Below are 14433 nucleotides of genomic sequence, written 5' to 3' on the forward strand. Positions count from 1 at the left end.
CATAATTGTAACAGATGTTGAAGAATATTTCACTGATATACATCTAACAGTGAAAAAATCAAAAAGAATGGATACTTTATTTCTTAAAGAATATCAGCTTTCCTAAAACTTTATCTAATAACTTATTCAACAAATTCACTTCATTAATATAAAAATTTTTACCATTAGTAGACAATACAAAAGAGAATTTAAAGGCATAAATAGGTATTTTAGCTTTGACTAAGGAATTATTCCTTTCTCTTACTATCCTATTCCATATTTTCAACTCTTTTAAGTCTCTCTCATAGATAATTCTCAGTTTCTTATTTCTTGATATTATGAAAATATGGTCATTTTTATTGGTTGAGTAGTACTCATTACTTAAAATTGCGAAAATTTCATAATAACCTTTGGTAAACTTCCATTTGACAATAATTACTTTTTCATCAGTAATTTCCCCAAAATTAATTAATTTATCAAATTCAATCCCCTGTCTTTTTAAAGTTATTAAATATTCTTTAATATACATTTTAAAATTTTGTTCTAAAATAATCTTCTCATCAATATATTCCAAGACATCATACAATTTACTGAAAAACTCAAGCCTCTCTGAATTGTTTAGAACTTGATAAATTATATTATTATACTTCTTAAAAAAATAAAGCTTCATATGATATATGATTAAATATTGAACATAATCAATTACATAACCGAATTCATTTATAGAGACTTTTATTAACTTTAAATACCCTTCTTGTAATAAATTCGTGTATCTATCTTTTTTATACCACGCTATGTCTACTAGGGAATTATTGTTTTTTCTTTTTCGATAAAAGTATTTTCCCTTATGAACTAGCCCATACTCTTTTTCCTGAATTAATATTTGATTAATTAGTAAAGCATCTTCCCAAAAACTTAAGTTAGGATTAAAAATATTTTTCTTATTATCTAGAATGCTTTTGCGGACAAAAACACCACCGATATGATAATGAACAAAATTATATTTTTCTAATATATTCACAGTATGTATTTTATCTTCGAATCTATAATTCAAGCCATGCGATCCTTTTCGAGCATCAAAATAGTATATAGGTAATACAGCAATATTTACCTTTATGTTCCTTTCAAAAAAATTATACACTTCTCTAAGTGTATTTTTTGAAATTTTGTCATCAGAATCTATAAATCCTATAAAAGAAGAAAATTTAGAACACTCCTTAATCCCCACATTTCTAGCAACGCTTACATTGGGTTCTTCAATTTTTCTAACTTTAATGTTATTAGGATATTTTCTCAAATAATAATTACAGATTTCAAATGAATTATCATCACTGTTATTATCTATCAATATAATCTCTACGTTTTTTTTAAAATCTAGAGATTGTTTTAGTATACTTTCAATTGCTTCATTTAAATAAGTTTCTGCATTGTATACTGGCATCACTATAGAAAAAAGCATAAGAATCCTCACTTTTCATATTCTTAATTTTATTAACAATTTTATAAATTATAGCATGCCGTCATAATTAAGTTAAGTTGTTTTCCTTTTTCGTTTAATTTTTACAATATTTTTATCCTGTATTTGTACTAGGTTTGATAAAATATAACTAAAATCAAAAATATTGCCGTGACACAATTGTATGGTCACGGCAATATGATATTAACAATTATTTAAGCACCACTTCCATCACTCGCTTCGACGACTCTCCTCTCTCTAAGTAACAGAATTTTTCATAAAACGGTGCGAATGCAGCTGGTAATGTAAAGCCTGGCTGTTCTGTTTCTCTTACCCATTCAATGACACGTGATGTTTCTTTCACAAGCGGACCAGGTGCATCTTGTTCAAAGTCAAAATAGAAGCCCCTCAGTTTGTCACGATATGTTTCGATGTCTGGTACATAGAACAGCATCGGACGTTTAAGGTTTGCATAATCAAAGAATACGGAAGAGTAATCTGTAATGAGTAGGTCAGAAATCATATAAAGGTCTCGAATGTCTTCGTAATGAGAGAAGTCATAGGCAAAGCCTTCATATGGTCTGAGATCAAAGTTTTCCGCTACTAAATAGTGCATACGAAGGATGATGATATATTCTTCTCCGATAGATGACCTCAACTCATGCAGATCAAGGTCCAATTCAAATTTATACTTTCCAATTGTATAATATTGATCGTCTCTCCAAGTCGGTGCATAGAGGATGATTTTTTTATCAAGAGGCAGGTTCATCTTTTGTTTCAGCGCTCTTATCGTTCCTTCATTATTCTGATTGTACAGAAAATCATTTCTTGGATATCCTGATTCAATCATAGTCTGTTGAAATTGGAACGCACGTGTAAAGATCTCAGTCGAGTATGCATTAGGAGAAATAAGACAATCCCATTTCGATGCTTCTTTCGTGAAATTCGTTTTATATTTCTTCGTGTTTGCTCCAGGAATATGAACTTCGTCCATATCCACAGCCAGTCGTTTTAAAGGCGTCCCGTGCCATGTTTGCAAGTAAGTTGTGTGGCCTGGTTTTGGAATCCATAGCGGCAAACGGCTGTTTACAACCCAATACTCGGCTCTTGCCATTGCAAGAATCCATTTAAACGACAGACGATGAATATAATAGATGCCCTTTTCTTGAAACGGCGCTTCATGCCCCTTTTTAACGCTCCAAATCAACGTATAGTCAGGGTGATTTTCTTTCATATACTCAAAAATAGCACGCGGGTTGCAGCTGAATTGTTTTCCATTAAAGCTTTCAAAAATAACCGTTTTCTTTTTTGGCTGCAGTTTACTGACACCCAAAAACAAGAGTTTAAAAACGATGATATATAAAATTGTAACGATTTTTTTCATTTTCATTCACATGCTTTCACAAAGAATACAGTTCGTTCTTTAATTGATCTTCCAAGAGTAGTAACCATTTTTCGTTTGGTAAGACCACCCATCTATTGGCGAAGGTTTGTTGGTGAGCAGTTCTTCTTCCACTTCTAAACGCTGTAGCACCTCTTGATGATGTGTTTTTGACTTGCTTCGGATGTAAAAATCGACATGTTTCGTTTGATTGAGTTCGATCTGTTTCTTTGTTTGAAAATGACCAATCGGGAAAATCACTTGTTGATTTTCGTTGATGGTTTGAGAAATAATTTCAGCACAATTGACTCGATCAAACCCTACAAAATCTATTTCTACCTGATCCGCAATGTTCATTTCGCCTTCCATCTCAAGCTGCAGATGAAGGACATGATGCTCAGAGCTTACATCACGCAACATCCATCTTACATGTTCCACAACACTTCTTAGTTCTTCTTTAAGTACTCGATTATCAAGCATATTCTGAAGAGCTGCTCCCCAAGAAGAACCATCATCCTGTGGCAATAGATAAAAGGAAGATTGTTCCCCTAAAACTTTTTCGACATCTTCCTTATGTTTCGGATGACAAAAGAAAATAGCATCTACCTGCTGCTTCCTGATTTGTTTAAATAGTTCTTCATAATGAGTGTGCAATTGACGGGGATTTTCCTCGTAGTGTGCGTCATGCACAAAAGCAGCATAAAATACTGAATCAGATTTTTCCATTTTAAACAGATCGTGATCTATCTCTCGATCTTCTGCAATCATCAATTTCATGCGTTCATTTTTTGTTTGAATATCAGATAGCCATTGCTGTACGATATCGGATTTTTTCACAAATGTGGTGATGCCTGTCTTCTTGTACCAATTAATATGCCTTACTGTATTCTTCTTGGCACTCCCAGAATATATGGTTTCCATGTAGATACTTCTATCATCTCTAATGAATTCTTCCAGAAAAGGGACACCCTTATGCGGAACATAGTGAAGTACTCTTCGTAAAGCGCCATGTATATCGTATTCTTCCCGTTTCATCAATTGCTGTTCTTCATTAAATTGATCTATATACAGAATGGGGGAAGAAGGTAGTTCGTATCTTGTCACTTGAACGGTTGAGTTGTCCTCAGATATAACGACTTCATTAATCGATTCCAATACGGTACCTGTAATAAACTCCGAATAAACCCTTTTACTCCCGCTCTCCGGTAAAATATAGTGTTCAAATACATTCAAGATGGAAATTTGAGGGTGGAAATTCTCCTCCAGGCTTCGAATATGCCCCTTTACATTTACATCAAAATTCAAAGTTAAGATGGTAGCTCGTTTATTCTTCTCAGCCAATGATTTTAATCTTAAGTTTAATGAATCCGTTAAGGTGTTGTCCTGTTTTGGCACATCCCCCATCATAAAGTAGTAGTCCATGTCAGGAATTTCAACCGATTTCATTGTTTCATTTAGTTCAGGTTGATCCAATGTGTGTTCACCTTTTTTCTTCATCCAATTTTGAAACACAGGAAGCTCTCCTTATAAAAATGATCACTTGCTATTGTATTTTACATGAAAAAGCACTTCTCACCAAAAGATAAGAAGTACTTTTTTCAATCTATTATAGTCCAGCAATTTCTTCCTTAATTTGTGTTGTCGAAATACCTTCTGTTCTCTTCAAGTAAACGACTTCGCAATGCTCTTTCAAGAAATCGAATTTACCTTCCCAGTCATCTCCCATAACAAACACATCAATGTCATGTTCTTGTACGTCTCGGACTTTTTGATCCCAGCTGTTCTCTGGAATGACTTCATCTACATAACGAATGGTTTCTAAAATCAGCTTGCGATGCTCGTAGCTATGATAAGCCTTTTTTGATTTTTGTAAATTAAACTCATCTGTAGAGATGGCTACCACTAAGTAATCTCCAAGCTGTTTTGCACGCTCTAGCAGCTTGATATGCCCCCAGTGTAATAAATCAAATGTACCGTAAGTAATAACTTTCTTCATTGCAAACATAAACTCCTTTCTTCATCCTTATTCGACTGCTTCAAGCAGTAATGTTTATCCGTAATCCTATTCTCATCGGTCATGTTTTTTCGCTCTTCGGAACTTCATTATATCATAATGCCTAAAAAACGTTAAGAAAATGTAAAGACAAACTATTTCCAATTTAATGGATGGAATAGTGAAACTGCGTCAATACAGTATTTCAACGTTTTTAGAGACTAGTTGTTTATTAAAATGTCATGAAATTAAAAGGATTGTAAAGTTATTGTTAATATTTCATGGAGCAACTGTGATAAAATGATCTGTAGGTTAAGAATGAATTTACAATGATCGTACAATAGATAACAAAAAGAAAAAGGGGGTTTATACAGTGGAAACAGAAGTGGTCTCTAACCTTTCTTATGTAAATGGCGACTTAGACGAATTTATTAGTTATATGAACCAACACCACCTTTCACAGCGAAGAGGCGCAATGATTGCAACGGTGAATCCAGAAATAGGCTATGCAACTATGAAGGATCATGCATATCATAAAGTCATCTCTTCTGCAGACTATGTCTTACCTGATGGTGTAGGTGTTGTCTTGATGTCACGTCTTATAAACCATCCGTTGAAATCAAGAATTGCAGGCTTTGAGGTTTTCATGTCTATGCTTGATCTCGCAAACAAGCAATCTAAAAGTATCTTTTTATATGGGGCGAAAAAAGAAGTGCTCGAGGCTGTCAAACAGCGAATTGATACGGAATATCCGAATGTGGTGATTGCAGGCAGCTGTGATGGTTATCAAGCGGATAAACGATTTGTGGCAAAACAAATTGCTCGTTCAAAAGCAGATATGGTGTTTGTTGCTTTAGGTTATCCAAACCAAGAGAACTTTATTTATGAATACCGTCATTTGTTCCCGCAAGCTGTTTGCATCGGTTTAGGTGGAAGCTTTGATGTATTTAGCGGAACGGTGAAGCGTGCACCACGCTGGATGATTAAAACAAATACGGAATGGCTGTACAGACTCATTGTCAATCCGTGGAGATGGAAACGAATGCTGAATATCCCAAAGTACGCTTTTGCCGTATTAAAAGAAAACAAAGGGAAAAAGCGCTACTATCCTGAGCAAGTAAAAGATCAGACGAAGCAGCTGTGAGAGACTGATACATGATGAATATACACTCAATGATCATCTCATGCTATGCAGCTTTTGTTTCTTTTGCTGGATGGCTCATGAGCGGCGTGAAACCTCGTGATAATCAGGTGACGCTGCTTGTTTCATTCCAAGAGAATGCAGCTGCTCTCATTGATACTTATCAACAACAGGCGAATATGACAATGAAGCTCACTGTCCTCTATACGAAGCATGCTTCCGTGATAGAAAAGGACGTGCCTCATGTGTCATTTCGCTATTTTCATGAAAAAAATCCCTTTCATCTCATTCAATGTATCTATACGATGCTAAAAAGCAAAGTTGTCGTCACAGATAATTATTTTCTGATGACAAGTGTGCTAAGAAATAGACCTTCTACCACTTGTATTCAAGTGTGGCACGCCAATGGTGCTTTGAAAAAGTTCGGTCTTGAAGACGCTTCAAATCATCACCGTAGTTCTCGTGATCTGCAGCGTTTCAAGCGGGTCTATGCGTCTTTCGATTATATCGTTACTGGCTCAGATCACATGCGCGAGATTTTCAAAACTTCATTTGGCGTCAACGACGATCGTTTTTTGCCAACAGGTGTACCATTCACAGATGCGTACTATGATGAGCGCCCTATTTCCTTTCAGACGGATATTTTTCCAAAAGGCAAAAAAGTGCTGCTGTATGCGCCGACCTACCGGGACTTTGCAATGGACGGTCTTGTCTTACCTTTTTCTAAAGAACAATTGCGGAGAGAGCTGAATGGTGACTATATCCTGCTCGTCAAACTTCATCCTGCAGTGAAACATTTAGCCAAAGCAGAAACAGATGGTGAGTGGATATTTGATGTGTCCGATCAGCCGCTCTTTCCATTGCTCTCTGTATGCGATGTCCTGATTACAGATTATTCGTCCATTGTGTTTGAATATGCGCTGCTCCGAAAGCCTGTTTTGTTCTTCACTTACGATCTAGAGACTTATCGCATGAAACGCGGTTTAGTCGAACGTTATGAAGACATCATTCCAGGAAAGGCTTGCGTCACTCAAGATATGCTCTTAGAGGAGCTTAAGCAGCTAAACGAATCAGCCAATCAAGACTTATTGAAAACCTTTGCTGAGGAATGGAACCAATATTCAAAAGGGAAATCAAGTCAGCAGCTTCTTTCCTTTATTGAACATCAGCTGTTACACAAAAAACGTCCGGCTTCTCATTAAGAAGCACGGACGTTTTTTTATTTGTTATACACGGGGATATCATAATACAGCGTATAGTTATCAAGTAAGTTATACAAACTATACATACGTGTGACCTGTTTAGAAGCCCAGCCAATATCCGTTGCATATTGGTGAGTGGCTGTCGCAGACCACCGCATTTTGTAAATGGTATCTTGTTTGTATGTGGCGTTATTGATGTAGCTGTTGCCAATGAATTTTGCCCCGCCAATAATGGCTGCCTCTGGTGTGAACCATTGCTGTTCATACGCATATTTTGCTCCGAGATAATTCGGGTTGCTGTCATATGCGCCTATACCATACATGTTATATACTTTTTTCCCATTAAACATCGTACCATTCGCTAAAATGGAATTTCCGTTACCTGTTTCAAGCAATGCATGTGAAATGAGATAAATTTCGTTAATATGATACGTTTTCGCTGCTGTGATAAAGGCTTGTCCTTTTCCGGCAAGAATACCTTTCCCTGCTAAAATCTTCGTATTCACTTCAGTCGGATTGAGATTTGCAGCTTCAGAGAGTTTGAGAAATTGAAAATAAGATTGAGTGCCCTCCGCGATATTCGCTGGGTCTACATATTTTAATACTTCTGCTGAACTCGCATTTCTCCAGCCGAGGCTGATCTTGATCCAGTTGCCTTCTTTTCCAAGCTGCTTCACTTTTGTCCCTTTGTTCAGCTGTGCGACGATGTTGCTAGCCGAACTTGAATCAGGTGTAGAACGTACATTTAGCCCGTCTGTATTCACTGTGGACGTCGCTGGGTCTACATATGTCGCATAGACATAGGCTGCACCATCTGTCTGCGGTGACACCTTCATTTGTTTGTTTACCATCTCATTGACTGTGAGGTTATAATTCGTCTGCATCACCATTGGACCATTTTTGATTTTTGTCGCTGTGGCTGTCCAGCCGTATTGGCTTTTCACAAAAGCAATGGCCGCATTCGCATTTGGTAAACCTGTAAACTGCTGTGTGATGTTGATTTTATATGCCGGTTTTGTCGTTGTTGTATAAGCAGCTGGTTCATTTCGTTTTTTGAAGAATGTCATGCCTTGATCTCTTAAGGCAGCAGTCGAAATAACCCCTGTTTTGATCTGATATTGACCATAATCAGTTGCTCCCGTTTTTTGAGCGGCTGCTTTCATTTTTTGTTTGGTTAAATAACTTAAGGCTTGATTCAGTTTTGTCTGATTCACAGTCGCCTCTGTCGTAATACGGTATTGCTTAACAGCTTCTGTTAATGTTTTTGTACTACTGGCAACTCCATTTTTTTTCATGATCTCTTGCGCCTGCTTTACTTTGCTTTGATCATATACAGGAGTTGTCATCAGGCTGTATGCTTTACTGACTGCTTGCCCCTTGCCTGTTGTGATGCTGCTTGTCACCTTTTGTGCTTTTAAGTATGTAGCACCTTTATTTACTTTTGTCTGATCCGTTGCTTGATTCACAACTAGTCGATACGTGCTGTCAGATGCTTTGCCTGTTTTTTTCGTTGTGGCGGATACTTTTTTCTTTTGGAAAAATGCCGTTGCTTTTTTCGCTTGATCATCGCCCAAAAGATTCCCAGTCACTACTTGATATGGCTGTGTAGAGGAGATCTTTTTAGATGTATAGCGCCATTTCTTTTTCTTGAAAAAGGCAACTGTTTTTGCGTAAGTTGTGTCATTTAATTGATTGAGCTTTACGATATAATTTTTCGTTTTTCCTACTCGCTGCACAGTACCTGACGCACCAGCTTGTTTTTTAATCTGAGACGCCGCTGAGGCTGCTTGCTTACTGTCTTTGAAATAGCCTGATTCCATGCTATATACATTTTTAACAGCTCCAGCCTTCTGAATCTTTCCGCTGATTTTCGCTTCTTTTTGCAGCTGGGTCAGAAGGGTTTGCGCTTTAGACTGATTCGTTTGTGCAGCAGATGTGACGATGTAATACGGTTTGCCTGCTGCTACCGTTTGGAGTACTGCTTTTAAACCAGATTCCTTTTGAAAACCTTGCAGGATGGTATTTGCCTTACTCTGTCCAACAATATTGCCTGAGATCAGCTGATACACGGTGCCGGCCTTGTTTTCAGTTTGGTATGTACTCGTGACTCCGGCCTGTTTTTGTAGTTCGGTTTGAATATTTTTGACTTTCGTTTCAGAATCAATGGCTCCTGAAATGACCTGATAAGATGGTCTGCTTTGATTGATAGCTTCATACGTGCTATTGAGTCCTGATGTTTTCGTCAGCTCGAGCGTCAGTTTTTTCGCCTGACTTTCATCGTTGATTGGATCAGATACGATTTTCTGTAAAGGAAGGCGGTCACCTACTGGAGACACCGTACCGCTCATACCTAACTCTTTTTTTAATGCAGCGGCACTTGCATTAGCTGCTACTTGTGAGTCATATCCTGAGGCAGTCAGTTGATAAGTCGATGTATTTCCTGAAGTTTGATAAGTGGCTGTCCACTTCTTATCCTTTTTCAACGTGTCAACCGCTTTTTTCACTTCTGCTTCTGTTGTAAATACTTTTGAGGTGCTAATCGTATAAATGGATTGATCGACATAGGAGGCTGCTTGCACTTCTTTGCCTGTGTGTAATGTCATACCAAAGGCAGCTGCGAGTAACATAATCTTGATGGTTTTTTTCACGTTCCCTGTCCCTCTCTTAACTTTGCATAATAGTCTACTAATCTCTTTATCGACAAAAACAAGTCTCTTTCAAGTCTTTTATGCAATAGAAAAATAGAGGACTCTCGAAGTCCTCTCAGATTGTTGACAAAGGGGTAAAATGAACTTTATTTTACCCCTTTGTCTTCTTTTCAGCGTGATAGAAAACCTTTGCAGTCAAGGAAGGACGAGTACTGGCGCGGAGCGAATTTGACATTCGTGAGCACCAGCACACAGGACTGACAAAGAATGCGAGGGTTTGTCTACACGCTGAGAGGACCTCTCGAAGTCCTCTTCCTCTTTTTCTTTATATATGTGACACAATCAGTTCACAAGATCCTTCAATTGTGAAGTTCCCTGTTTCAGCAGGCAGGATAAAATGGGCTCCTTTTGGCAGCGGATATGTATGCCCATTATGCTCTAAGGACCCTTCCCCATTAATAACGCTGCACAGCAAAAACGGATAATCTTGCGATAGCTCTACTTTTTGATCAATTTCCCATTTATACACAGAGAAGTATTCTGCTTCTACAAATGTTCTAATGGTCATCCCTGGACGAGTTTCTACTGATTCATCTGCATAACCGTCTACATGAGGAACCGTTGTGACATCAATGGCCTGCGTGAAGTGAAGTTCACGTTCATGGCCATTTTGGTCTTTTCGTTCATAATCATACACCCGATAGGTCGTATCTGAACTTTGCTGCGTTTCAAGAACCAGTGTGCCTTCACATAGCGCATGAATGGTACCGCTTGGCACATAATAAAAATCACCCGGCTTAATTTTCACTCGCCGCAAAAGGCCTTCCCAATCTCCGCTGTTCATCATGGTCACAAGCTCAGTTCTCGTCCTTGCATTATGACCGTAGATCATTTCTGCGCCTTCTTTGCAGTCAATGATATACCAGCACTCTGTTTTCCCAAGCTCGCCATTTTCATGTCTTTCCGCATAATCATCATCTGGATGAACTTGAACGGATAAGTCTTGGTTTGCATCTAAAATTTTTGTTAAGAGCGGGAAGCGATCGCCTTCTATTCCCCCAAACAATTCTCTGTGATTGTCCCATAGTTCGATCAACGTTTTCCCTTTATATGGACCGTCTTGCACGACACTTGGTCCGTTTGGATGAGCAGAAATTGCCCAGCATTCTCCCGTTTGATCAGAAGGAATATCATAGCCAAATTGATCCCTTAAGGCTGTACCTCCCCATATTCTCTCCTTCAATTCAGGCAGTAAAAAAATTGGTGACTGCTTCATTCAGGATGACTCCTCCCTTTGCTACCCTTTGATAATCCTTGCCTAGCATGATGAAAACTAGCAAGTCTCAACTTTTATTATGACGCTATCTAAAGAGAAGTCAATCCTTTCAGTACACCGAATGAAAACGATAACAAGAAAATGAATTTACCCTTTGACAGAGCCTGCAAGAAGCCCTTTCACAAAGTATTTCCCAAGTAGAATATAGACCAAAAGTGTCGGCAGTGCAGCCAAGATGGCACCTGCCATTTGAACATTCCATTGCACAATTTGACTGCCTGATAAATTTTGCAATGCGACCATGACCGGCTGATTCTCTGCTGTGGTCATAGTGACCGCAAATAGAAACTCATTCCACACATTTGTGAACTGCCAAATGGCAACCACGACAAACCCTGTGATGGAAAGCGGCAGAATCATATGTCTGAAGATCCCGATAAACCCGGCTCCATCCATCTTCGCTGATTCAATCATTTCATCAGGAATGCTCACATAAAAATTGCGGAACATGAGTGTTGTGATTGGCAGGCCATATACGACATGAACAAGCACAAGTCCCGGAATGGAGTTATACAAGCCGATTTCACGTAAAAATTGAATAAGTGGAATGAGGATACTTTGATATGGAATAAACATACCAAACAACATGAAGGTAAACACCACTTCTGATCCTTTAAAGCGCCATTTAGACAGCACATAGCCATTCATCGCACCTAATACAGCTGACAATAAGGTAGCAGGAATGACTAGATAAAGAGAGTTCATTAAATTGGGTGATAACTTTTCAAAAGCAATTTTGTAGCTTGAGAAATCAAGTGTAGATGGAAGCGACCACATTCGCTCAAGGGTGACTTCACCTAATGGCTTTAAGCTTGTGACGAGCATGACATAAACAGGCATGAGAAAAAACAAACTGCACAGTATTAATAACGCATAAAGAACTGGACGGACAAACCCTCTTGCGGTCATGATGAAGCCCCCTTCCGGCTAGACAGGAGATACGGCACGATAAAGATCGCAACAGAAATCAGCATGACGATCGCAATGGCGGCACCACCTGCATAATGGTTTCCTCTAAAGGTCATTTCAAACATATAAACACCTGGCACATCGGTGACAAAGTTTGCTCCTGGTCCTGTCATCGAGTAAATCAAATCGAAGATCTTTAAAGAAATATGTGCCATGATAATGACGACACTCGCTGTGATTGGTTTTAACAGCGGGAAAATGATTTTCCAGTAGATTTGCCACTCGGTTGCGCCATCCATTCTAGCAGCCTCTCTCACTTCCTCTGGAATACCTCTAAGACCAGCCAAATACATCGCAAGTGAGAACCCTGTCATCTGCCACACAGCAGCGATGACAACTGCAATCATTGCTGCCGGTACACCAAACTCAATTTTCCCCCAGACAAATCCAGCTAAAATGTTCGTATCCGTGTACCACTTGGGCTGGATGCCGAGAGTTTTTAAAAACAGATTCACCCCAGTTGATGGATTTAGGATCCATTGCCACACAACACCTGTGACCACAAAGGAAAGGGCCATCGGAAAGAAGAAGAGATTCCGAAAAAGTGATTCCCCCTTGATCTTCTGATCTAGTAAAATGGCCAGTACAAGCCCAGAAGCAATGACTGCTCCAATAAAGAATAAAGTAAAAAAGACCGTGTTTCGAAGATCTGACTGAAAGCGAAAATCTTGAAACAGCATGACATAATTTTTCATACCTGCGAAAGAAAAATCAGGAACAAGCGATGTCCAGTTCGATAATGAAACATATCCTGTCCAGCCAATAAATCCGTAAACAAAAATGAATAATAAAACAGCTGACGGTGCTAAAAATAGCAGGGCAAGCAGCTGGTCTCCATTCCATTTTTTCCGAACACGTTTCACTTTTGCTGCTGGTGTTTTTGTGATCGGCGATGTGTCCATGCGCATGAAGCTACACTCCTTTTTTTAAAAAAGAGGCGGTGCCTAACGGCCGCCTCTTTCATCTTTATTTCATTGAATCTTTTAAAGAAGAAACGAACTGGCTGCTGTCTTTTTGTGTCACGAAAATATTGACGGCTTGGTTCGCCTTCGTGACAAAACCTTCTTCAGCAGCTGAGCCATGCGCAAGAGACGGTGCCAGCTTTGACTCTTTAAACGCCTTCATTGCCGATTTTCCGTATTCATCATATTTTGATACATCTGCATCCACACGAGCCGGAATTGACCCTTTCAGCGGATTAAACGCATCCTGTCCTTCCACAGATCCTAAGACAGATAAGAATTTTTTCACGTTTTCTGGCTGTTTGACACCCTTCGGTAGTCCGAATGTATCCGTGATGACCATAAAGCTGCCCTCCGTACCAGGAGTTGCCACGTATCCAAAGTCTTTATTCACCTTCAAATCTAGATCATTCACAAAATATCCTTTTGCCCAATCGCCCATGACATTCATTGCAGCTTCCCCTTTTGCCACGAGTTGTGAGGCATCCTGCCAGTTACGCGAGCTATGATCGTCGTTGACGTACTCGAGCATACGTCCAAAGATGTCTGCCGCTTCCTTCACTTTTGCATCATCCATTTTTAAGTCGCCCGCCCAAAGTTTTTGATAGTCATCTGCACCTAGTACTCCTAGAAGAACGCTCTCAAACAAATGAGTCGCTGCCCAAGGTTCTTTATCCCCAAGCGCAAGTGGAGTAATCCCTTTTTTCTTTAAGGCATCGGCTGTTTTGAAAAATTCATCAAACGTCGTTGGCGGCTGTAAGCCCTGTTCTTCAAATACTTTTTTGTTATACCAAAGCACATTGCCTCTATGAATATTCACTGGAACGGAATAGATTTTCCCGTCTTTGCTCACAAGGTCAATCAGTGATTCTGGAAATTTATCCTTCCAGCCTTCTTTCTCATAAAGGTCATCCAGCGGCTCCATTTTACCTGCGGCTACCCAGCTCTCATTCAGCTCTGCTCCCCCGTGTACTTGGAACGTAGCCGGCGGATCATCTCCTTGCATCCGGCTTGTTAGAACAGCCTTTGCATTCGTACCAGCGCCACCAGCGACAGCTGCATTTTCAATTGGAATGTCTTTATTTTTCTCTTCAAACAATTGAATGAGTGCCTTCAGCCCGTCTTCCTCACCTGCACCAGTCCACCAAGAGAAAATTTCTAGTTTCTCCGCTCCGCCCTCTTTTTTTGCATCTGAGTTCGTCGATGAACTGCAAGCAGAGACGACCAGCATACAGAGTGCCAATAAAGTAAAGCCTAATTTAAACTTCATCATGGATCCCCCATCCCTATTTTGTAAGCGTTATCAAAATAAGTATACTGGCAGATCCTTGCCTTTTTTCAGGCAAACTTCTTCACTTTTTTATGA

10 protein-coding genes and 1 pseudogene are annotated in these 14433 nt (G+C 39.1%); 2 read left to right on the forward strand and 9 right to left on the reverse strand.

The genetic code is table 11. The annotated features are described in order from the left end of the window. Positions 1 to 76 precede the first annotated feature (76 nt). The 4 genes and pseudogenes from NSQ11_RS16655 to tagD all read right to left on the reverse strand — a co-directional run bounded on the left by NSQ11_RS16655 (position 77) and on the right by tagD (position 4812). Positions 77 to 1438, reverse strand: coding sequence for a glycosyltransferase family 2 protein (locus tag NSQ11_RS16655; protein ID WP_072367387.1), 1362 nt, complete (start codon positions 1436 to 1438; stop codon positions 77 to 79). 208 nt (positions 1439 to 1646) lie between these two features. Next, positions 1647 to 2783 (reverse strand): annotated as a pseudogene (locus NSQ11_RS16660) (CDP-glycerol glycerophosphotransferase family protein); the annotation flags it as partial. Positions 2784 to 2858: 75 nt separating this feature from the next. Further along, positions 2859 to 4328, reverse strand: a complete 1470-nt coding sequence (locus NSQ11_RS16665) for an alpha-glucosyltransferase N-terminal domain-containing protein (RefSeq protein ID WP_342501168.1) — start codon at positions 4326 to 4328, stop codon at positions 2859 to 2861. A gap of 94 nt (positions 4329 to 4422) precedes the next feature. Beyond that, positions 4423 to 4812, reverse strand: coding sequence for a glycerol-3-phosphate cytidylyltransferase (tagD, locus tag NSQ11_RS16670; RefSeq protein WP_008343212.1), 390 nt, complete (start codon positions 4810 to 4812; stop codon positions 4423 to 4425). A 370-nt stretch (positions 4813 to 5182) separates the two neighbouring features. Here tagD and NSQ11_RS16675 point away from each other — a divergent pair, with 370 nt between their 5' ends. Next, positions 5183 to 5953, forward strand: coding sequence for a WecB/TagA/CpsF family glycosyltransferase (locus NSQ11_RS16675; protein WP_045033965.1), 771 nt, complete (start codon positions 5183 to 5185; stop codon positions 5951 to 5953). 11 nt (positions 5954 to 5964) lie between these two features. Continuing rightward, the gene (locus tag NSQ11_RS16680; RefSeq protein WP_342501169.1) at positions 5965 to 7152 is read left to right on the forward strand and encodes a CDP-glycerol glycerophosphotransferase family protein; all 1188 of its coding nucleotides are present in this window, start codon (positions 5965 to 5967) and stop codon (positions 7150 to 7152) included. Positions 7153 to 7169: 17 nt separating this feature from the next. Here the strand turns inward: NSQ11_RS16680 and NSQ11_RS16685 are convergent, their stop codons facing one another. From NSQ11_RS16685 to NSQ11_RS16705, 5 genes are all read right to left on the reverse strand, one after another. Beyond that, positions 7170 to 9800, reverse strand: coding sequence for an N-acetylglucosaminidase (locus NSQ11_RS16685; protein ID WP_342501170.1), 2631 nt, complete (start codon positions 9798 to 9800; stop codon positions 7170 to 7172). Between the two features lie 325 nt (positions 9801 to 10125). After that, the gene (gene manA / locus NSQ11_RS16690; protein WP_178897382.1) at positions 10126 to 11076 is read right to left on the reverse strand and encodes a mannose-6-phosphate isomerase, class I; all 951 of its coding nucleotides are present in this window, start codon (positions 11074 to 11076) and stop codon (positions 10126 to 10128) included. A 147-nt stretch (positions 11077 to 11223) separates the two neighbouring features. Next, positions 11224 to 12045 (reverse strand): carbohydrate ABC transporter permease, encoded by an 822-nt coding sequence (locus NSQ11_RS16695; RefSeq protein WP_008343219.1) that lies wholly within the window; start codon positions 12043 to 12045, stop codon positions 11224 to 11226. Next, a complete protein-coding gene (locus tag NSQ11_RS16700; protein WP_171971361.1) occupies positions 12042 to 13013 on the reverse strand; it encodes a sugar ABC transporter permease in 972 nt (323 codons plus the stop codon). Before NSQ11_RS16700 ends, NSQ11_RS16695 begins: the two co-directional genes overlap by 4 nt. A gap of 58 nt (positions 13014 to 13071) precedes the next feature. After that, positions 13072 to 14340, reverse strand: a complete 1269-nt coding sequence (locus NSQ11_RS16705; RefSeq protein WP_035702233.1) for an ABC transporter substrate-binding protein — start codon at positions 14338 to 14340, stop codon at positions 13072 to 13074. Positions 14341 to 14433: the final 93 nt, after the last annotated feature.

Source organism: Bacillus sp. FSL W7-1582 (assembly GCF_038593325.1).
Classification (GTDB): Bacteria; Bacillota; Bacilli; order Bacillales; family Bacillaceae; genus Bacillus; species Bacillus altitudinis.